This window comes from Candidatus Pelagibacter sp. PS_40, assembly GCF_059417765.1.
Window position 1 is genome coordinate 1019657 of sequence record NZ_CM182064.1, and the last position, 19814, is coordinate 1039470.

22 protein-coding genes and 1 pseudogene are annotated in these 19814 nt (G+C 28.0%); 18 read left to right on the plus strand and 5 right to left on the minus strand.

Annotated elements, in window-relative coordinates:
* The first annotated feature begins 4 nt into the window (after positions 1 to 4).
* The 3 genes from AC5SLW_RS05400 to AC5SLW_RS05410 all read left to right on the plus strand — a co-directional run bounded on the left by AC5SLW_RS05400 (position 5) and on the right by AC5SLW_RS05410 (position 2488).
* Complete coding sequence (locus AC5SLW_RS05400; RefSeq protein WP_494574846.1) at positions 5 to 736, plus strand: uracil-DNA glycosylase; 732 nt, start codon at positions 5 to 7, stop codon at positions 734 to 736.
* The gene (gene rnhB, locus AC5SLW_RS05405; protein WP_494574848.1) at positions 736 to 1296 is read left to right on the plus strand and encodes a ribonuclease HII; all 561 of its coding nucleotides are present in this window, start codon (positions 736 to 738) and stop codon (positions 1294 to 1296) included. The genes AC5SLW_RS05400 and rnhB overlap by 1 nt, the downstream gene beginning before the upstream one ends.
* A 121-nt stretch (positions 1297 to 1417) precedes the next feature.
* Positions 1418 to 2488 (plus strand): site-specific DNA-methyltransferase, encoded by a 1071-nt coding sequence (locus AC5SLW_RS05410; protein ID WP_494574850.1) that lies wholly within the window; start codon positions 1418 to 1420, stop codon positions 2486 to 2488.
* On the opposite strand, the gene AC5SLW_RS05415 is transcribed toward AC5SLW_RS05410, so the two are convergent.
* Entirely contained in the window at positions 2485 to 3636 is a 1152-nt protein-coding gene (locus AC5SLW_RS05415; protein ID WP_494574852.1) for an FAD-dependent monooxygenase, read from the minus strand. The genes AC5SLW_RS05410 and AC5SLW_RS05415 overlap by 4 nt on opposite strands.
* Complete coding sequence (locus AC5SLW_RS05420) at positions 3636 to 4616, minus strand: A/G-specific adenine glycosylase (protein WP_018413538.1); 981 nt, start codon at positions 4614 to 4616, stop codon at positions 3636 to 3638. The genes AC5SLW_RS05415 and AC5SLW_RS05420 overlap by 1 nt, the downstream gene beginning before the upstream one ends.
* Between AC5SLW_RS05420 and AC5SLW_RS05425 the strand changes: the two genes are divergently transcribed.
* From AC5SLW_RS05425 to rnhA, 15 genes and pseudogenes are all read left to right on the plus strand, one after another.
* The gene (locus AC5SLW_RS05425) at positions 4617 to 5105 is read left to right on the plus strand and encodes a DciA family protein (RefSeq protein ID WP_011281480.1); all 489 of its coding nucleotides are present in this window, start codon (positions 4617 to 4619) and stop codon (positions 5103 to 5105) included.
* Positions 5102 to 5692, plus strand: coding sequence for a thioredoxin domain-containing protein (locus tag AC5SLW_RS05430; RefSeq protein WP_494574854.1), 591 nt, complete (start codon positions 5102 to 5104; stop codon positions 5690 to 5692). Before AC5SLW_RS05425 ends, AC5SLW_RS05430 begins: the two co-directional genes overlap by 4 nt.
* An 8-nt stretch (positions 5693 to 5700) precedes the next feature.
* Positions 5701 to 8274 (plus strand): chromosome segregation SMC family protein, encoded by a 2574-nt coding sequence (locus AC5SLW_RS05435; RefSeq protein ID WP_494574856.1) that lies wholly within the window; start codon positions 5701 to 5703, stop codon positions 8272 to 8274.
* A gap of 8 nt (positions 8275 to 8282) precedes the next feature.
* The gene (locus AC5SLW_RS05440; RefSeq protein ID WP_006997793.1) at positions 8283 to 8558 is read left to right on the plus strand and encodes an AtpZ/AtpI family protein; all 276 of its coding nucleotides are present in this window, start codon (positions 8283 to 8285) and stop codon (positions 8556 to 8558) included.
* Positions 8559 to 8570: 12 nt separating this feature from the next.
* Complete coding sequence (locus tag AC5SLW_RS05445) at positions 8571 to 9305, plus strand: F0F1 ATP synthase subunit A (RefSeq protein ID WP_006997792.1); 735 nt, start codon at positions 8571 to 8573, stop codon at positions 9303 to 9305.
* 19 nt (positions 9306 to 9324) lie between these two features.
* Positions 9325 to 9552, plus strand: coding sequence for a F0F1 ATP synthase subunit C (locus AC5SLW_RS05450; protein ID WP_006997791.1), 228 nt, complete (start codon positions 9325 to 9327; stop codon positions 9550 to 9552).
* Between the two features lie 5 nt (positions 9553 to 9557).
* Positions 9558 to 10148, plus strand: coding sequence for a F0F1 ATP synthase subunit B family protein (locus AC5SLW_RS05455; RefSeq protein WP_494574858.1), 591 nt, complete (start codon positions 9558 to 9560; stop codon positions 10146 to 10148).
* Positions 10129 to 10635 (plus strand): F0F1 ATP synthase subunit B family protein, encoded by a 507-nt coding sequence (locus tag AC5SLW_RS05460; protein ID WP_006997789.1) that lies wholly within the window; start codon positions 10129 to 10131, stop codon positions 10633 to 10635. Before AC5SLW_RS05455 ends, AC5SLW_RS05460 begins: the two co-directional genes overlap by 20 nt.
* A 39-nt stretch (positions 10636 to 10674) precedes the next feature.
* The gene (gene crtI / locus AC5SLW_RS05465) at positions 10675 to 12132 is read left to right on the plus strand and encodes a phytoene desaturase family protein (protein WP_271741444.1); all 1458 of its coding nucleotides are present in this window, start codon (positions 10675 to 10677) and stop codon (positions 12130 to 12132) included.
* Complete coding sequence (locus AC5SLW_RS05470) at positions 12132 to 12983, plus strand: phytoene/squalene synthase family protein (protein WP_494574860.1); 852 nt, start codon at positions 12132 to 12134, stop codon at positions 12981 to 12983. Before crtI ends, AC5SLW_RS05470 begins: the two co-directional genes overlap by 1 nt.
* Positions 12970 to 14046, plus strand: coding sequence for a lycopene cyclase family protein (locus AC5SLW_RS05475; RefSeq protein WP_494574862.1), 1077 nt, complete (start codon positions 12970 to 12972; stop codon positions 14044 to 14046). Before AC5SLW_RS05470 ends, AC5SLW_RS05475 begins: the two co-directional genes overlap by 14 nt.
* Positions 14036 to 14974 (plus strand): Brp/Blh family beta-carotene 15,15'-dioxygenase, encoded by a 939-nt coding sequence (locus tag AC5SLW_RS05480; protein ID WP_011281488.1) that lies wholly within the window; start codon positions 14036 to 14038, stop codon positions 14972 to 14974. The genes AC5SLW_RS05475 and AC5SLW_RS05480 overlap by 11 nt, the downstream gene beginning before the upstream one ends.
* Positions 14964 to 15908, plus strand: a complete 945-nt coding sequence (ispH, locus tag AC5SLW_RS05485; protein WP_494574864.1) for a 4-hydroxy-3-methylbut-2-enyl diphosphate reductase — start codon at positions 14964 to 14966, stop codon at positions 15906 to 15908. Before AC5SLW_RS05480 ends, ispH begins: the two co-directional genes overlap by 11 nt.
* Positions 15909 to 16876, plus strand: a pseudogene (locus AC5SLW_RS05490) (homoserine kinase).
* Positions 16876 to 17301, plus strand: coding sequence for a ribonuclease HI (rnhA, locus tag AC5SLW_RS05495; RefSeq protein WP_011281491.1), 426 nt, complete (start codon positions 16876 to 16878; stop codon positions 17299 to 17301). The pseudogene AC5SLW_RS05490 and the gene rnhA overlap by 1 nt, the downstream one beginning before the upstream one ends.
* Here the strand turns inward: rnhA and AC5SLW_RS05500 are convergent.
* Genes AC5SLW_RS05500 through AC5SLW_RS05510 form a run of 3 tightly spaced genes read right to left on the minus strand, consistent with a single transcriptional unit; the run spans position 17293 to position 19808 of the window.
* On the minus strand, positions 17293 to 17778 hold the full coding sequence (locus AC5SLW_RS05500; protein ID WP_006997781.1) for a peroxiredoxin: 486 nt from the start codon (positions 17776 to 17778) through the stop codon (positions 17293 to 17295). The genes rnhA and AC5SLW_RS05500 overlap by 9 nt on opposite strands.
* Positions 17778 to 19154, minus strand: coding sequence for a threonine synthase (gene thrC, locus AC5SLW_RS05505; protein ID WP_494574866.1), 1377 nt, complete (start codon positions 19152 to 19154; stop codon positions 17778 to 17780). The genes AC5SLW_RS05500 and thrC overlap by 1 nt, the downstream gene beginning before the upstream one ends.
* Positions 19155 to 19808: an SURF1 family protein gene (locus AC5SLW_RS05510; protein WP_011281492.1), complete on the minus strand. Its 654-nt coding sequence runs from the start codon at positions 19806 to 19808 to the stop codon at positions 19155 to 19157.
* Positions 19809 to 19814: the final 6 nt, after the last annotated feature.

Sequence of the window (19814 nt, forward strand, 5' to 3'; positions counted from 1 at the left end):
TTCTATGTCTAAAAAAGTAATAAATCAAAAAACGAATTTTGACTCTGAGTTCTTAAACTCTACTGGATCTGACTTTATTTTTGATGAAAAACCAATCAATAGACTAAAAAATACTAGTAATGACTTAAAAAAAGATCTGAGTATTCAAAAAATAGATAAAGTTAAAGAGCTTGAGAATCTTAAAGAACAAATAAACTCAATTAGTGATTGTAACTTAAAGAATAATTCAAAAAAAATAATTTTAGGAGATGGAAATATTAATAGCCCTATAATGTTAATTGGTGAAGCTCCAGGCGTTGAAGAAGATAATGCCGGATTAACTTTTATGGGTGAGGTAGGAGATCTTTTAAAAAAAATGCTAATTGCAATAAATATTGAAAAACAAAATATTTATACAACATATGCTGTAAACTTTAGGCCCCCTGAAGATCGAAAGCCAAACTCTACAGAAATTAAAAGATATTCTCAATTTTTACAAAAACATATTTCAATAATAAATCCTAAAATAATAATTCTTATGGGTAGTACTGCTATGGAATCTTTAACTGGTTTAAATAGTAAAATTTCTATTGAAAGAGGAAAATGGAAAGAAGTAATTGTAAAGAATACAAGTTACAACGTTATCATAACTTTTAACCCCTCTTATCTTTTAAGAGCTCCTGAAAATAAAAAACATTCATGGGATGACTTAAAAAAGATTAAACAAAAAATCTTAGAACTAAACCTATCCGTTTAATGAAAATCTTAGCAGGTGTTGATGAAGTTGGTAGAGGAAGCTTAATCGGACCCGTTTATGCAGCAGCTGTCATATTAAATAATTCTATTGATAAAAAATTATTAAAAGATTCAAAAACTCTAACAAAAGACAAAAGAGAAGAGCTTGAAAAATATATTAAAAAAAATTCTATATGGGCTATAGGTCAGGCGTCGACTAAAGAAATTGAAAAAATTAATATATTGCATGCAAGTTTACTTGCAATGAAAAGAGCCATTCTTAAATTGAAGATAAAACCTTCACTTGTTTTAATTGATGGTAACAAACTACCTGATTTAAAAAACTATAAATTAGAATATGTAATTAAAGGAGATCAAAAAATTCCAAGCATTTCTGCTGCATCAATTATTGCAAAAGTCAGTAGAGATAAATTTATTACAAAACTTTCAAAAGAATTTAATAATTATGGATGGGATACAAACTCTGGTTATGGAACCAAAGAACATTTAAAGGCAATTAAACAATTTGGTATTACCAAATATCACCGTAAAACATTTTCTCCTGTTAGTGATCTTCTATAAATCCTAATAATAGCAACACAAGATCTGGTTGTTTAAGAAATAATAAACACAAATTGAATCCATTTAATTCAATCACAGGTTGACCGTGGAATCTGTTTGGAGTCTAATTGTTTTATACAAAATGGAAAACAATTTTAAAAATAAGATTATTAATGGTGACAGTCTCGAGGAATTAAAAAAAATTCCAAGCGAAACCTTTGATCTTGTTTTCGCTGATCCACCATACAATTTACAATTAAAAAATTCCCTTACAAGACCAGACAGAAGCAAAGTCAGTGCTGTCAATGATAAATGGGATCAGTTTGAAAGCTTTAAAAAATATGATGACTTTACAGTTGCTTGGCTTTCTGAATGTAAAAGAATATTAAAAAAAGATGGAGCCATCTGGGTTATCGGAAGCTATCATAATATTTTTAGAGTAGGCACTGCAATACAAAATTTGGGTTTTTGGATTTTAAATGATGTTATCTGGAATAAGAATAACCCAATGCCTAATTTCAGAGGAACAAGGTTTACAAATGCTCATGAAACTTTAATTTGGGCTTCTAAAAGTGAGAAGTCAAAATATACTTTTAACTATCAATCTTTGAAATGTTTAAATGACGATCTTCAAATGAGATCTAATTGGAATTTACCTATTTGTAATGGTGCAGAAAGACTTAAAAAAAATGGTAAAAAAGTTCACTCTACTCAAAAACCAGAATCTTTATTACATAGAGTTTTATTGGCATCATCAAACAAGGACGATTTAATTCTAGACCCATTCTTAGGATCTGGAACAACTGCAACGGTTGCAAAAAAATTAGGTAGAAAATATTATGGTATAGAGAAAGAGAAGACTTATTTTAAAGCAGCAGAAGAAAGGTTAAAAAATACAAAACCTTTAGAGGATAATTTCTTAGACACTTTAAAAAATAATCGATCTAAGCCAAGAATACCTTTTGGATCACTAGTAGAGCTTGGAATAATAAAGCCTGGAACAAGTATTTTTGATCAAAAGAAAAAAATAGTTGCTAAGATTATGGCAGATGGAAGTATCAAGCATAATCAAGCTGAAGGATCAATTCATAAAGTTGCAGCAACAATACTTGGTTCTGAAAGCTGTAATGGATGGACTTATTGGCATTGTACAGTGAATGGTGTTTCTGTGCCAATTGATAATTTAAGACAAAGATTAATTTCTAAAAATTAGTCTTTATAAATTTTACCAAGATAACTGTTAATAAATTTTTCATTTTTAACCAATTTTTTTATTACTAGATTTCTAATCCAAATTATTAATGGATTGGATAAATGAAAAGCAAAATAATTGAGTTTTGATTTCATATCAATCATCCTTACTCTTTTAATTCTTTCATAGTTAAATTGAGTGTATTCATTTTCTAAATTTTTATAAAGTTCATTGGCAACCTCTATTGATTGAGAGGCGCCTTGAGCAAAGGTTGGAGGTAAAGCAAAAAAGGCATCTCCAATGATAAAAGTATCTTTATTTTTTGGTTCATTGACATCGGAACTCACAAATATTGGAAAACATTTAATACTTTTTAGATTGTTCATTGTTTCGGTGGGTACTTGCTTTGATATTTCAGATACAATAGATGCAGCAAAATCTTTGTTCTCAAATAAAGAATAATCAGATAACTCTTTAGTGCTAAGCTTTTTTCTAAGAATGGTAATAAAATTAAACTGTCCTTTGCTATTAACTGGATAAAGAACTGAGTGTAAATTAGACCCTAAAAACAAAGATATATTCTCTGGGTTAATACCCTTAAGGGCACCCTGGTCTATTGTTGCTCTTAAGGCAATAGAGTTAAAATACTTTGGTTTAGTTTCTTTATTGGCAATTAATGATTTTGTTTTTGAAAAAGTTCCATCAGAGATAATTAAGTAATCACATTTAACAGATAAACCATCCTCAAAAGAAACTTCTTTATTTTCTGCTTCTTCATTAATTTTTATAACTTTTTTATTATAATGAATAATATTTTCATGAAGCCCATCTTTTAAGAAATTAACTAAAGTAGAGCGCTGTAAGGTAGTATATTTTGTATTAGTGCTGTTAAACATGGATATATCTAAATCACATATTTTTTTATTATTTTTTAAAGAATAAAAATCTAGTTTATTGGGGTGAAATTTATCTTCTATCCTGATTTTTTGAAAATTTATTTGATTTAACAGTTTGATGCTATTAGCTGAAAGTTGAATTCCATATCCTTTTTCCAAATTAACAGAAGCATTTTTCTCATAAATTGTGACTTGATAATTAGAGTTTTGACTTAAAAGATTTGCAATATACAGACCTGAAATACCGGCTCCTATTATTGCTATATTTTTCATTAAATCTTTTTTAAATAATTAAAAATTTTTTTAGTAAATGTGGGCAAAGTATAATCTTCAAGCTTAGAGCTATCAATCCAAGAAGAGTTAGAAATTTCACCTTTTAACTTGGAAAACTTGATTATTACATTCATATTCATATTGGATATCTTGAAGTTTAAAGCTTTTGCTAAATTATCAGGTTTGGATATTTGCTTCATGGGAAATATTTGCAAATTCTTTAAAAAATTAAATTTAGTATTTTTGATTAACAAAAATTTATTATTTTTTTTATAAACTTCTAATAAATAAAATTTATCAATCTTCTTTTTTCTTTCTTTTATTATTTCAAAATCTTTTTTTTTAAAAGACTTACAATTTTTAATTAAAGGGCATTGGTGACATAAGGGATTTTTAGGTCGACAAATCAATGCGCCTAGCTCCATTAGTGCTTGAGCATAATCGCTTGCTCTAGTTGAATTACCTAATATTTTTTTATTCTTAACAAGATTATCTTTTGTAATTTCTTTGGGTAATTTTAAATTTAATAATCTTTTAATTACTCTTTCAATATTTCCATCTAAGGGAATAAATGGCTTGTTAAAGGCAATTGCCATTATTGCATTAGAGGTATAGTCACCTATTCCAGGTAATAATTTTAATTCATCAATCGTGTTTGGTAACCTTCTATTAAAATTTTTTTCTAATATTTGTGCAGTCTTTTTTAAGTTTTTTACTCTTGAATAATAACCAAGGCCCTCCCAATATTTTAAAAGCTTATGTTCCTTAATTTTTGATAGAGATTTAATATCTGGAATATCTTTTATAAAATTATTAAAGTATGGAATCACAGTTGCAACCTGCGTTTGCTGTAACATAAATTCACTTACTAACGTGTAATATTCTCGCTTAACTTGTGATAACTCTTTTCTCCATGGGAGTGATCTTTTATTATTATCGTACCAATAAAGAATTTTTTTTGTTAGTATGGATTTGGTCATATGCAATTTAAAAATAATACTAAGCAGAGGTTTAAAACTATTCAAGGCTTAAGGTCTTTTAAAGACACTTTGCCAAAAAACATTAAAAAAATAATCAAAAAAAAGGGTCATATATTTTCTGAAACACTTAATAACTGGAAGTACATAGTTGGAGATGATCTTTTTCAAATATGCTATCCCAAATCCTTTAAAAATTCGAATAAATTTGGAGTAAGCACTCTTCAAATAATGGTAAAGAGAGGACATGAGATTGATTTAGAGTATTCTAAAAAAATAATAATGGATAAAATGAATAGTTTTTTTGGCTATGCCGTTGTTGAGAAATTGAAATTCATAAGCTTTGATGACGCCCAAACAAAGTTCAAAAAATTAGACACTAATGAAAATCATGTGACAAATATTAAATATGCAGATAGGATAAATAGTATTAAGAATGATAAAATTAAAAAATCATTACTTGAATTAACAAAACTATTTAAACAACGATGAAAAAATTCACCTCAACATTATTTATAATATTTTTAATCTTCTCCACTAAAGCGCTTGCTGCAGATAATGAAATGGTCAAAAGAATTTCTGAAGGAAAAGAAAGTGCGAAAATAACAATAATTGCATACGAGTCATTGACTTGTGGTCACTGTGCAAATTTTCATAAAGATGTATTACCTGAACTTAAAAAGGACTTCATTGATAAAGGATTAGTAAAAATAGAATTTAGACATTTTCCATTAGATTTAGCAGCTTTTAATGCATCAAAAATTGCTCAGTGTAATAACGATGGTAATTCAAATATTTTGAATATTTTATACTCTGGGCAAAAAAAATGGGCTAGAGGAAAAACTCCAGAAGAAGCAACGGGTTATTTAAAAAAATTCTTAGAAAGTGAAAGTGTAAACTTAGATTTTGAAAAATGCTTAAGTGATAAAGCTATAGAAGATTACGTTTTAAATGATCGAATCGATGGGGTAAAAAAATTTGAAGTTAATGCTACTCCTACGATAATAATTAATGATAAAAAGTTTGATAAAGCCCTAAATTATAAGAATTTAAAAAAATATCTGGAAAAACTGATATAAGTTAGTCCATGGAGTTTAAAAAAATCCAATTAAACGGATTTAAATCATTTGCTGAAAAAACAAATTTTCTTATAGAGCACGGCTTAACCGGCATCGTTGGTCCAAACGGTTGTGGGAAATCTAATATTGTGGAATCCTTAAGATGGGTTATGGGTGAAACCTCAGCTAAGAGTATGCGTGGTTCAGGTATGGAAGATGTTATCTTTAATGGCACATCTAATAAATCTTCTAAAAATATAGCAGAGGTTTCTATTAGTGTAGATAATGCAAGTCATGATGGTCCAATGCAATATAAAGATTTAGATCATATTGAAGTTAGAAGAAAGATTGAAAAAGATAAGGGTTCAAAATTTTATATAAATGACAAAGAAGTTAGAGCTAGAGACGCTCAAATGTTTTTTGCAGATTTATCTACGGGTGCTCATTCACCATCAATGATTAGTCAGGGACGAATTGGAGCTTTAGTAACTGCTAAGCCTACTGACAGGCGTGCAATCTTGGAGGAAGCAGCTAATATTTCAGGGTTACATGTGAGAAGACATGAGGCTGAACTTAGATTAAATGCTGCAGAGACAAACTTAAAAAGAGCTGATGAATTAAGAAGACAACAAGAAAAACAATTAGCAAACCTTCAGAAACAAGCTGAAGAAGCAACGAAATATAAACTTATATCTGAAGAAATAAAAAAAATTGAAGCAGGGCTATATTATTTAAAATTATTAGACATTGATAATGAGATTAGAATAGAAAATGAAATTAACAATGAAGCTGAAGAAGAGGTAAGTAACTTCAATCAACAGATTGCTCAATTTGAAAATTTAATTAAAAATGAAACAGATAAAGTTTCTCCCTTAAGAGAAAAAAATATAGAAAATCTATCCAAAATTCAAAGATTAAATTTAGAGCTACAAAATTTAGATGAAGAAAATGTTAGAACTCAAGATGAAATTGAAAATATTAAAAAATCCCTAAAAACTATCGAGGAAGATATAGATAGAGAAAAAGGGATTGTAATTGATGCTAACTCAAATGAAAGACGCCTAAAAGAAGAGAAAGCTGAATTAATAGAAATAGATTCTAAATATTTTGAAACAGAAAAATTATCAAATGAAGATCTTGAGAAGGCAAAAAACCTATTAAAAGATGAACAAAAATCTGTTGATGAAATTATAAACATTTTTGCTGATGGAAATATAAATATTGCTATTGGGCCAATTAAAAATGTTAAAAATACAATTACCAGAGCTAAAGAATTGATTAATAACAATGAAATTAATCAAGCACTTACTTTACTTGATAGATGTCAAATTGAAATAGATGGTTTTTTAGATAATCTTGAAGATGAAGAGAGTAAGAAAAAGCTTTCTAATATTAATGAAAAAAATGAAAATATAAAATTATTGCAAGAAAAATATGCTGATAGTTTTAGTAAAAATCAATCAATAAAAAAAGAGTCTGTAAAAAGAAATGAAAGAATTAAAGCTATAGAATCAGAAGTTGAAAGTTGGAAAAACTTACTCTCTAATTCTGAAAAAATGGTTTCTGAGCTAACTGAAAGAAAAAATAAATTACTATCACAGTTAAATGAGCGTGATCAACAACCCAAAGCCCAAGCAGAAAGAAAAGGGCAAATTACTGAGGGTCTAAGAATTTCACAAAATGAAAAAATTGAAAATGAAAAAATAATTGAAGAAACAGATAAAAAGATAAACTCTTTAAGACTTGAGTTAAATGACGTTCAAGAAAGATCTATTCAAATCAGAGAAAGAAAAGCAAGCTCAGGAGCAACTGTCGAAGGTTTAAAAAAACGTAAAGAAGATCTGTTAGAAAGAGTTAGTTCTGAACTTAATCTTGAAGAAAATGATATTCTAGAAAATTCTAATTTAAATGGTGTTGAAGAGCTACCTGACTCTGTTGCGCAAGAAGATGCTTTAGATAAAAAAAAAAATGAAAGAGAAAAATTGGGATCAGTTAACCTTAGAGCTGATGAAGAAACTAGTAAATATGAAATAGAAATTAAAAAAATGGAACAAGATAGAGAAGATCTTGTATCTGCTATTATAAAATTAAAAGAAAGTATTAATGAATTAAATCAAAAAGGAAGAGAAAGACTGTTAGAAGCTTTTGAAAAAGTTAATAGAAAATTTAATGAAGTTTATACAAAATTATTTAACGGTGGAAATGCAAAACTAGAGTTAGTAGACTCTGATGACCCTCTTGAAGCTGGTTTAGAAATGCTGGTAAGTCCTCCTGGTAAAAGACTTCAGTCTATAACTTTATTATCTGGTGGTGAACAAGCTTTAACAGCCTTGTCTCTTATTTTTGCAGTGTTCCTTACTAACCCATCTCCAATCTGTGTTTTAGATGAGGTTGATGCTCCACTAGATGATGCTAACGTAACAAGATTTTGTGGACTTCTTGATGATTTAACTAAAATAACTGACACTAAATTTATTATCGTAACTCACCATGCTCTAACTATGTCAAAAATGAATAGACTTTATGGAGTTACAATGCCTGAAAAAGGTATTAGCCAACTTGTTGCTGTTGATTTACAAAAAGCAGAGAGCATGGTTGCTTAACAATTTGAATGCCAAAAGATAGCCTTAAAACTCGCTTGGAGATTGCAAAAAATAAGCTTTCTAAGAAAAATCTGTATAAAAATGAAGAGGCACCCTCTTCTATTGGGACTGCCTTTAAATTAAGTACAGAATTAGTGTCCGCGGTGGCAGTTGGGACAATTATAGGGTTTATTTTAGACAAGACCTTTGGTACTAAGCCCTGGTTAATATTAATATTTTTTTTTGTAGGTGTTGTTGCTGGAATTATAAACGTATTCAGATCTGCAAAAAATATGCAAAAATAGACTTAAAAAATTATGGCTACAAACCCAATGAACCAATTCGAAGTTTATAGAATTGGACCAGAAATTAAATTAGGCGCAATAGATATTTCTTTCACAAATGCAAGCTTGTTTATGGTGATTAGTTCTCTTGCAATCTTACTAATTTTTAATTTAGGGTCAAAAAAAAATTCTTTACTACCAAGCAAGATGCAACTTCTTTCTGAATTAAGTTACACTTTTGTTTCCAAAATGATTAGTGATACCGCAGGATCAAAAGCAAAACCTTACTTTGCGTTTATCTTCTCAATATTTATGTTTGTGCTATTTTGTAATATGTTTGGGATGATCCCTTATGCCTTTACAGTAACTAGCCATATCATTGTTACTTTTATCTTGGCTTCATTTATTTTTGTGGGTGTAACAATTATTGGATTTATGAAACATGGATTAGGATATTTAAAACTATTTGTACCTAGCGGAGTACCTGCAGTACTATTACCACTAATAGTTGTTATAGAAATAATTTCTTACTTAAGTAGACCGGTTAGTCTTTCAGTTCGTTTATTTGCAAACATGATGGCTGGTCATACAATGATGAAAGTTTTCGGAGGCTTTGTAATAAGCCTTGGAATAGTTGGTGGATGGCTTCCACTGAGTTTTTCGGTTGCATTAACTGGCTTGGAAATACTAGTTGCTTTTCTTCAAGCATATGTTTTCGCAATCTTAACCTGCATCTACTTGAATGATGCATTAAATTTACACCATTAACTAACATAAGGAGGATATAATGGAATTAGAAGCAGCAAAAATGATCGGAGCAGGACTAGCAGCAATAGCTCTAGCGGGTGCCGGTGTTGGGATCGGAATTATCTTTGGTAATTACCTTTCTGGCGCGATGAGAAACCCATCTGCAGCTCAAAAACAATTTCCTAATCTTTTATTAGGTTTTGCTTTAGCTGAAGCAACGGGCCTATTTGGATTAGTTGTAGCGTTAATTATTTTATTTGCATTTTAAATTTAATGATTAAAAAAATATTTTTTCAGTCGATATTTTTAAGCTTCCTGTTTTTTATGGAAGCTTTTGCAGCTGAAAGCGGTGGAATGCCTCAATTAAATCCAGAGTTTTGGGTTTCTCAAATTTTTTGGTTAATTATTACTTTTGGAATTTTATATGTTGTTTTATCTAAACTTATACTTCCAAAAATAAGTGCCAATCTAGAAACTAGAAAATCTCAAATTTTAGAAAATATTGAGGCTGCGGAAAAACAAAGAGAAGAAGGTGAACAAAAAATTGAAGAATACGAAAAGATAGTACAATCTAGCAAGAATGAAGCAAAAAACTACTTTAAACAAGCTAGAGAAAAAGTACTGAAAGATATTGGTGTAAAGAAGGAAATACTGGAAAAAGAGCTTGATGAAGAAGTTAATAAAGCTGAGATTGAGATAAAAACTTTTAGAGATAATGCACCAGAAAAAATCAAAAAAATTGCTGTAGAGACCTCTTCGGACTTACTGCAGGAGCTAATAGGAGCTGAAGTTAACAGTAGTAGTATTTCTGCAATAGTAGAAGATCTTTCAAGAAAAAAAATGGATGAATATTATGGTAATTGATGCAACTTTTTGGGTAGCTATATCCTTTTTAATATTTATTGGAGCTTTAGTTTATTTAAAAATACCTCAAAAGATTAATGAACTTTTAAATAAGCTTATCCTTGATATTAAAAATGAAATAGATGAAAGTGAAAAACTAAGACAAGAGGCAAAGGTTTTATTAGATAACGCTCAAAATAAACTTGATACCGCACAAACTGTGAGCAATGATATTTTACAACAAGCCAAAAAAGATAGCGATCATCTTATAATCGAAATGAATGATAAATTTCATAAATCTTCAGAAATTAAAAAAAGTTTAGCAGAAAATAAAATTTCACAAATGAAAGAAGCTGCACTTAAAGAAATAAAAGATGTTTCAATTAAAATTGCTGTTGATTCTGTTAAAAAAATTATTAACACATCTGTTGATAAATCAAAACTTGATGGTCTTTTTGAAAAAAACCTTGAAGAAACAAAAATAGCTTTAAAAAAAATAAGCTCATAATTACCTTACAATTTTTTAAAAAAACTATAAATTAACCCAATGAAATCTATTGTCATTGGTTCTGGATTTGGTGGTATAGCTGCAGCATTAAGATTAAGAGCTAAAAATCATAAAGTAACTCTAATTGAAAAACATCCTGATTTAGGGGGAAGAGCCAGGGTATTTAAAAAAAATGGTTTTACTTTTGACGCTGGTCCAACAGTAATTACTGCGCCATATCTAATTGAAGAGCTTTTCACTTTATTTAATAAGAAGTCTCAAGATTACATAAAACTCACTCCCTTAAAAATTTGGTATAGATTTATTTATGAAGATGGAGGTGTATTTGATTACTCTGGTGATGAAGATCAAATGAAAAAACAAATTGAAGAAATAAATAAAGATGATGTCAAAGGATATGAACAACTTGTAAAATTTACAAAAAAAATATTTGATAAAGGCTTCACAGAACTAGCTGATGTTCCATTTGATAAGCCTCTTGTGATGATGAAACAATTGCCTTCTTTACTAAAACTTAAAAGCTATAAATCAGTTTATTCATTAGTTTCTTCATATATAAAAAATGAAAAATTAAGACGTATGCTAAGTATGCATCCTCTATTAGTTGGCGGAAACCCCTTTACTACAACATCAATATACGGATTAATTCTATATCTCGAAAAAAAATGGGGCATACATTACTCAATGGGTGGAACTGGGAACATAATCAGTGGCTTAGAAAAATTAATGATTGAACAAGAAATTGAATTAATCAAGGGACATGAGGTTACTGAGATAATTTCTGATAATGGGAAAATTAGTGGAGTAAAATTAGACAATCAAAAAGAAATACTTTCAAATAATGTAATATGTAATGCTGATCCTCCTGCTGTATATGAAAAACTTCTAAGTCTAAATAAAACAAGCCCTCTATTTAAATGGAAACAAAATCGAATGCAGTATTCTATGGGTCTATTTGTTTACTATTTTGGAACAAAAAAAACATACCCAGATGTTGAGCATCACACAATCAAATTTGGTGATAAATATAAAGAACACCTGTGTGATATTTTTGATAATAAAAAATTAAATGATGACATAAGCTATTACCTTCATAGACCATCAGCTACAGACAAATCAATGGCGCCTGAAGGAAATGATTGCTTTTATGTTCTTGTACCCGTCCCAAACAATCAATCCAAAATTGATTGGAAAATTGAAGGTGAAAAAATGAAGAATTTAGTAATAGATAAAATGGAAAAAGCATTACTACCAAATCTTAGAGAAAATATTATTGAAGATTTCTACTTAACGCCAGATTATTTTGAAAATGAATTGAATACCAAATTTGGATCAGGTTTTTCGATCCAGCCAAAATTTACTCAATCTGCATATTTTAGATTTCATAATAAATCAGAAATTTATGATGGATTATACTTTGTTGGAGCAGGAACGCACCCAGGTGCAGGGGTTCCAGGTGTACTCTCTTCAGCAAAGGTTTTAGATAAAATATTATAATGTCAAAAAATAATTATTTATCTATTTATGCCAAGTCGTTTAACTGGGCAGGTTTTTTTTTACCAAAAAATATTTATGAAAAATGCTCATCTCTTTATGATTTTTGTCGAACAATAGATAATATTGCTGATGATAAAAATGAACTAAATATTAAAAAGAAAAATTTATTAATTTTTAAGAATGATTTTATAAATAAAAATTTTGATAATTTGATAATAAAAAATATGTGGATCCTTATGGAGGAAAATAAAATTTCAATCAAGATTGTTGAAGATTTATTTGATGGTATTGAGTCTGATTTAAATGAGGTAGTTAAATTTAACAAAAAAAAAGAATTGTTAATATACTCTTATAGGGTTGCTGGTACTGTAGGCTTAATGATGGCAAAAATTTTAGGGGTACAAAATAAAAACTCCATGAAATCAGCAATAGATCTTGGTATTGCAATGCAATTAACAAATATTTCAAGAGATGTAATTGAGGATATGAATAATAATAGATTTTATATTAATCATGACTTCGAGACTATAAAGAATACATTAAGTATGGCTGATTTGTTCTACGAAAGCTCTTTTGCCTCTATAAAAGAAATTCCTTTTAGGTTTAGGTTTGCAATACTTGTTGCTAGAAGAATTTATAGAAAAATTGGTGCTAAAATTTTACAAAAAGAAAATATATACAATTACAATAGAAGCGGAAAAATCTATGTAGCTAATTTAGGTAAGTTGTACCAAACATTTCTATCTATATTAGACTTGATAAAACTCATATTTATAAATGAAAAAAACCACCTTAGAAATAAAGAGCATCTTTTAATCAATGAAGAAATAGATTTAAATGAAAGAATTTGATTATATCATAATTGGAGGTGGATGTGCAGGATTGTCACTTGCGTATGAGCTAGACCTTCATAACAAACTAAAAGATGCAACTTTAGCAATCATAGAGCCACGATTAGAATACAAAAGAGATAAGACTTGGTCTTATTGGAAGACCATAGATCATAACTTTCAGGATTGTGTTCAGAAAAGTTGGAATAATTTTTCAATAAATATACCTGGAAAAACAAAATTTTTAGAGTGCAACGGATTACCTTATGAAGCTATAGATAGTGATTTATTTTATGAAAAAATAAATACACGATTAAAAAAAAATAAAAATATTAGCTTTTACAAAAATACTAATGAAATAGACCTAAATAGTGCTTTTATCTTTAATAGCGTTCCCCTACTGGATTCTAAAGAGGATAAGCTCTGGCAACATTTTAAAGGTATTGAGATCGAAACTAAAAAAAATGTATTTGATGATGAAATTTTTAATTTGATGGATTTTGATTGTGATCAACGTGATAGTGTTCATTTTTTTTACACATTGCCTTATACAAAAAATAAAGCTTTAATTGAAACTACATGGTTATCTAAGATAAAAAATGATTCTTTAAAAGATTATGATGAACAATTAAAAAATTATATAACAAATCATCTTAATATTAGAGATTATAGGGTTACCTATAGCGAAGTAGGTGCAATCCCATTATTTCATCCCACAATTTCTAATGAAAGAAATAAAATGAACATTGGTACTGCTGGGGGAATGACTCGATTGAGTACTGGTTATACCTTTTTAAATATACAAGAGCACAGCAAATACATAAGAAAAAATATTCACACTATCAAAGAGAGTAAAAGATATGAAATTAATAAAAAATATAAATTTTTGGACGAAATATTTTTAAAAGTTCTTAATTACCATCCTGAAAAAATGGCAAATATATTTTTTGATATGTTTAACAATTCGCCTGAGACAATTATTAAATTTTTGTCTAATAAAAGTACTTTATTACAAGATTTATTTATAATACTTAAAATGCCTAAATGGCTTTTTATCAAAATATTTTTTAAAAATGATAAATAATCAAATTAAAAAAATTAATTTCTTTCATTCTATTATTTTTTTATTTTTTTCTACTTCACTTGCTCTTATTTTTGATCAATTTAAAAGTCTGTCTATATCTCCAATTATTTGTCTATTACTAATCCTATCAATTGGAATCTCACATGGTGCATTGGATAATCAAAAAGGTAAAAGGCTGATAAAATTATATAATATTAATAATATTTATTATTTTTACTTAATTTATTTAATAATTGCTGCTACTATAATTATTATTTGGCTGCTTGCGCCAACTTTATCACTGATTATTTTTTTAGTTGTTGCTGCCTATCATTTTGGTAAAGAAGATACAGAATTTCTAATAACTAAAAAATCTAACATAGATATAATTCTTTATTTTCTAAAAGGAATATTAATTATTATTGCACCCTTAATGTTTCATTTTGTTGAAACAATCAATATTTTTAAATTATTATTAATACAAAATGAAAGTTTTTATTTATTTTTAAATTTTATAGAAAATAATTATATAATTTCTTTTATTTTTTTAATCTCCTTACTCACAAATATTTATTTTTTTTTAAAAGATTTTAAACTAGTTAACTTATTAATATTTTTTGACTTCACTTCAATTTTAATTTTAAATTACTTCTTTACACCTTTGGTCGCCTTCACATTATATTTTTGCTTTTTGCATTCTTTTAGGCACTCTCTCTCATTAATTACTGAATTAGATAAATATAATTTTAAAAATGGGCTATTAATTTTTATCAAAAAAGCTGCGCCCTTGACGATTTTGACTGCTATTTTCTATTTGTTAAGCTTATATTATCTTTCAAATCACTACCTAGTAAACGAGGCAATATATAAAGTTATATTTATTGGTTTGGCGTCCTTAACCTTTCCACATATATTGCTTGAATACTTTCTAGAAAAAAATGAAAAATAAAGAAATTAAAATATTATTATCAGCACCACGTGGCTTTTGCGCTGGTGTTGAGCGAGCTATAGAAATTGTCAAAAAAAGTATTACAAAATATGGAGCTCCAGTTTATGTGCGTCATGAAATAGTTCATAACAAACATGTTGTGGATAGTCTTAAGGCAATTGGTGCAATATTTGTAGAAGAACTTGATGAGATTAAAGATAAAAGTAGGCCTGTAATATTTTCCGCTCATGGTGTTCCAAAGTCAGTACCACAACAAGCAAATAGCTATAAAATGGAATATATAGATGCTACTTGTCCACTTGTATCCAAAGTACATAGAGAAGCAGAAAATCTTTATAAAGCTGGATACCATATTGTCCTTATAGGACATATTAATCATCCCGAAGTTATAGGAACTATGGGGCAATTGCCTGAAGGCTCAATTGATTTAATTCAGGATGAGCATGATGTTGAGACTTATGAGCTAAATGATAATAAAAAAATTGCTTATGTTACCCAGACAACACTCTCAGTTGATGACACAAAAAATATAATTAAAGCTTTAAAAAAAAAGTTTCCTAAAATTAAAGAACCATTTAAAGAGGATATTTGTTACGCAACTACTAATCGTCAATTTGCTGTAAAAAATATAGCTAAAAAATGTGACATGTTTTTTGTTTTAGGAAGCAGAAATTCTTCAAATTCTGTGCGCCTAGTTGAGGTAGCTGAACAATCAGGGTGTCCTCATTCTGAATTGATACACTCCGATAGTGAAATTCCATTTGAAAAATTAGAAAATTGTAAAGTTATTGGTATTTCCTCTGGAGCTTCTGCACCAGAAATTTTAGTTGAAAACTTTATTAACGAAATTAAAAGTAAATTTAAAGTAAAAATTGAAATAGTTGAGATCATAAAAGAAAACATTGTATTTAAAGTTCCAGGAAAATTGAATTAAATGGCTGTATACACGAAGTTAATTAAAAAAGATATTTCATCATTAATTAACAATTATCAAATTAATAAAATAGAAAAATTCCAAGGTATAAAAAAAGGAATTGAAAATACAAATTATTTATTAAAAACAAAACAGAATAAATTTATTTTAACAATTTTTGAAAAGCGGGTTAAAAAAAAGGATCTACCTTTTTTTATGAATTTAATGGAGAAGTTAAATCATAAAAAAATTATTTGTCCTAAACCTTTAAGAACTAAAAAAGGAACACATATAACCAATATTAAAACAAAATCAGCCTGTATTGTAACTTTTTTAGAAGGCAAAGATAAAACAATCCTTAACAATAAAAACTGTTTTGAGGTGGGAAAAAATATTGCAAAATTTCATAAAGTTACTACAAAATTAAAATTATATAGGCAAAATTCTATGTCAATACATAGACTTAATGGTTTGTTGAAAACTATAAAATTTAAATCTAATCAAATTACACCTAATCTTAAAAACACGCTCAACCTGTGTCTAAAAGATATCAAAAATAAATGGCCCAAAAATCTACCTCAAGGAATTATTCATGGTGATCTTTTTATAGATAATATTTTTTTTAATAAAAATAAATTTTCAGGTTTTATTGATTTTTATTTTTCATCTAATGACTATTTGATATATGAAATTGCAATCTGCATTAATGCTTTATGTTTCGATAAAAAAAAAATAAGTTTGTAATGAATAGTAGTAAGATTAAAAACTTAATTAATGGATATGAAAGTATAAGAACTTTATCTAAAAAAGAAAAAGATGCACTAAATGTAATGTGTAGAGGCGCTGCGTTACGATATCTTTTAACAAGGATATATGATTATTTTAACACTCCAAAAACTGCTTTGATTAAAATAAAAGACCCTATGGAATATCTACAAAAATTAATTATTCACAATAATCTTGGTCACTATAAAGATTATTATAAGTAATGATTAAAATTTATACAGATGGATCATGTTTAAATAACCCCGGTAATGGTGGTTGGGCTGCAATTATAAACCAAAATGGTGAAGTCAAAGAAATTAGTGGGAGCGTAAAAGACACTACTAATAATAAAATGGAATTGATGGCTCCTATTATGGCTCTAAAACAAATTAAACAAAATGATCAAATTGAAATCTATACAGACTCACAATATGTAAGATTAGGAATTACTGAATGGGTGCATAAATGGATAAAAAATAATTGGCAAACTTCAAAGAAAGAACCTGTTAAGAATAAAGAACTTTGGATACAACTATACGAGCTAACAAATCAATTTGAAATAAAATGGATTTGGGTTAAAGCACATGCAGGTAATGCCCTAAATGAAGAAGTAGATTTACTCGCAAAAAAAGCTGCTGAATTAAACTAATGATAGAAAATTTTGTGCTGCTGAAATTTCACAAGCACCAGCGTCTTCCTCTTCTTGTAATTTAATAACTTTAAGATTATCAATTAACATTGTGTATCTATTAGATCTAATTCCCAATCCTCTGGCACTTTTATCTACATCTGCACCTATTGCTTTTGTAAATTCTAAGAAAGGATCTGCCATCATTATAATTTTATTTTCTACATTTTGGCTTTTCCCCCAAGAGTCCATTACAAACGGATCATTTACAGAAATACAGACGATGTGATCTATGCCTTTTTCTTTATATTTTTCATAGTTATTTACGTATCCAGGCAAGTGTTTAGCTGAACAAACGGATGTATATGCTCCTGGTAAACCAAAAAGAACAATTTTTTTATCCTTATAAAATTCATGCGTATTTTTTTTAGTAGGATTACCATCTTCCATAATAAAAAATTCTGAATTTGGTATGTTATCGTTCTCTTTTAATTTCATTATAATTTTTCCTTAATATATTTTTGAGTTTCATTTATATTATTTGAAATTATATCATAATTTTCTTTTTCATTCATTATATATTGTAATTCATTTGGAAGACTTGACTTGATACCAATTGATTTATCAATTGCGTCTGGAAACTTACAGGGGTGTGCTGTTGCTAAAACAATATTGTTACCTTCTATGTTAATTTTTTTTAATGCACCAAAGCCTATTGCACTGTGGGGGTCTAATATAACATTATATCTATTATGAACATCTTTAATAATATTTAAAACTTCAGTTTCACTCATATTTTCTGAAAGAAAATCTTTACTAATTTTTTGTAATTTATCTTTTGGAATAATATATTTTCCCTCTTCTTTAATTTTTTTCATAACATTGCCAGTTTCAACATCATTAAAATCATTTAAATCATAAATTAATCTTTCAAAATTACTTGCAATTTGAATATCCATACTTGGCGAATTTGTTTCAATCACTGTTTCAGCTTCATATTTTCCATTTGTGATTGCTCTATGCAAAATATCATTTTGATTTGTCGCTACTATAAGTTTATTTATTGGTAGACCCATTTTTTTAGAAAGATAACCAGCATAAACATCGCCAAAATTACCAGTTGGAACTGAAAAATTAACAAGCCTGTCATCCCGTATTTGAAAATATGTATAAAAATAATAAACAGCTTGTGCAATAATTCTTGCCCAATTTATTGAATTTACACCAGACATGTTTATTGAATTAGAGAATTCTTTATCTGCAAACATTGCCTTAACTAAATTTTGACAATCATCAAAATTACCATTTATAGCAATATTAAATACATTTTTTTCTTTAACTGTAGACATTATTTTTCTCTGAACCTGTGAAACTTTATTGTGTGGGTGTAGAACAAATATATTTATATTCTCTTTACCCTTAATTGCATCTATAGCAGCAGCACCAGTATCTCCTGATGTTGCAACTATAATATTAATTTGTTTACTATTTTTACTTAGATAATATTCATAAAAATTACCAAGTAACTGCATTGCTATATCCTTAAAAGCAAGTGTTGGACCATGAAATAATTCTAAAATCTTAGCATCACCAATTTTTATCAAATCTACGACGTTATCTTTTCGAAATGAAGAATATGACTTGTCTACAATTAATGACAGCTCTGCTTCTGTCATGAAATCACCAATAAATGGGAAAATTATTTTTTTTGCTAAGTCTTGATAGCTTAAATTACTTAAAGAGTTTAATTCTTCAGTAGTGTATTTTTTTATTTTTTTTGGGATAAATAGACCACCATCATCTGCTAGTCCTTTGATAAATACCTCCTCAAAACTGTACTCTTTTGAGTTATCTCTAGTGCTTATATATTTCATCTAATAATTTTTTTTTCTCAAATATAAATATATTAAAAGAATTGAAATCGCTAACGAAAACCAAGTTAATGCATATTTTTTATGATTATTTGAAATATTTGCTGTAATTGATTTTGGTTTAGGAAATTCATTATTTCCAGAAAGATAAATTACATAAGGAGAAAAATTTTTACCTGTGAATTTAAAAATATCATCTCTATCTAATGTAAACCAGTAATTTTCAGATAGATCGTTTTCAGGCTTAAATATATTGGGTTTGATTTGTTTTCTCAAAACTCCATTAATATAGTTTTCATCTATTACGTTTATAGTTTCATCTTCTTTTTTATTAAATGGTATCCAGCCTCTATTTAATAAATAGTTATTATTGCCAACTTTTAATGGGTTAATAACTTCAAAGCCCGGTTTCCCTTTTTCATTTAAGTTATAAAGATAAATTTGTTTTTCAAAATCAATTGATCCTCTAGTTTTAACTCTAAGATAATTTTTATGTTTACTGTTTGATAAATTGACAGGTATGTCTTTCAGAGATGTCTCTATTTGATTAATTAATTCTAATTTCCAATTAAGTCTAATAATTTGCCAACTCCCTAATGCTAGAAAGACAGAAATGAAGAAAAATACAAAAATAGAAAATAAAAATTTATATCTCAAGAGCTA

Bases quoted from the DNA above. Each gene is read 5' to 3' on its own strand.
- AC5SLW_RS05400 (WP_494574846.1), top strand. From the start codon at position 5: ATGTCTAAAAAAGTAATAAATCAAAAAACGAATTTTGACTCTGAGTTC.
- rnhB (WP_494574848.1), top strand. From the start codon at position 736: ATGAAAATCTTAGCAGGTGTTGATGAAGTTGGTAGAGGAAGCTTAATC.
- AC5SLW_RS05410 (WP_494574850.1), top strand. From the start codon at position 1,418: ATGGAAAACAATTTTAAAAATAAGATTATTAATGGTGACAGTCTCGAG.
- AC5SLW_RS05415 (WP_494574852.1), bottom strand. From the start codon at position 3,636: ATGAAAAATATAGCAATAATAGGAGCCGGTATTTCAGGTCTGTATATT.
- AC5SLW_RS05420 (WP_018413538.1), bottom strand. From the start codon at position 4,616: ATGACCAAATCCATACTAACAAAAAAAATTCTTTATTGGTACGATAAT.
- AC5SLW_RS05425 (WP_011281480.1), top strand. From the start codon at position 4,617: ATGCAATTTAAAAATAATACTAAGCAGAGGTTTAAAACTATTCAAGGC.
- AC5SLW_RS05430 (WP_494574854.1), top strand. From the start codon at position 5,102: ATGAAAAAATTCACCTCAACATTATTTATAATATTTTTAATCTTCTCC.
- AC5SLW_RS05435 (WP_494574856.1), top strand. From the start codon at position 5,701: ATGGAGTTTAAAAAAATCCAATTAAACGGATTTAAATCATTTGCTGAA.
- AC5SLW_RS05440 (WP_006997793.1), top strand. From the start codon at position 8,283: ATGCCAAAAGATAGCCTTAAAACTCGCTTGGAGATTGCAAAAAATAAG.
- AC5SLW_RS05445 (WP_006997792.1), top strand. From the start codon at position 8,571: ATGGCTACAAACCCAATGAACCAATTCGAAGTTTATAGAATTGGACCA.
- AC5SLW_RS05450 (WP_006997791.1), top strand. From the start codon at position 9,325: ATGGAATTAGAAGCAGCAAAAATGATCGGAGCAGGACTAGCAGCAATA.
- AC5SLW_RS05455 (WP_494574858.1), top strand. From the start codon at position 9,558: ATGATTAAAAAAATATTTTTTCAGTCGATATTTTTAAGCTTCCTGTTT.
- AC5SLW_RS05460 (WP_006997789.1), top strand. From the start codon at position 10,129: ATGAATATTATGGTAATTGATGCAACTTTTTGGGTAGCTATATCCTTT.
- crtI (WP_271741444.1), top strand. From the start codon at position 10,675: ATGAAATCTATTGTCATTGGTTCTGGATTTGGTGGTATAGCTGCAGCA.
- AC5SLW_RS05470 (WP_494574860.1), top strand. From the start codon at position 12,132: ATGTCAAAAAATAATTATTTATCTATTTATGCCAAGTCGTTTAACTGG.
- AC5SLW_RS05475 (WP_494574862.1), top strand. From the start codon at position 12,970: ATGAAAGAATTTGATTATATCATAATTGGAGGTGGATGTGCAGGATTG.
- AC5SLW_RS05480 (WP_011281488.1), top strand. From the start codon at position 14,036: ATGATAAATAATCAAATTAAAAAAATTAATTTCTTTCATTCTATTATT.
- ispH (WP_494574864.1), top strand. From the start codon at position 14,964: ATGAAAAATAAAGAAATTAAAATATTATTATCAGCACCACGTGGCTTT.
- rnhA (WP_011281491.1), top strand. From the start codon at position 16,876: ATGATTAAAATTTATACAGATGGATCATGTTTAAATAACCCCGGTAAT.
- AC5SLW_RS05500 (WP_006997781.1), bottom strand. From the start codon at position 17,778: ATGAAATTAAAAGAGAACGATAACATACCAAATTCAGAATTTTTTATT.
- thrC (WP_494574866.1), bottom strand. From the start codon at position 19,154: ATGAAATATATAAGCACTAGAGATAACTCAAAAGAGTACAGTTTTGAG.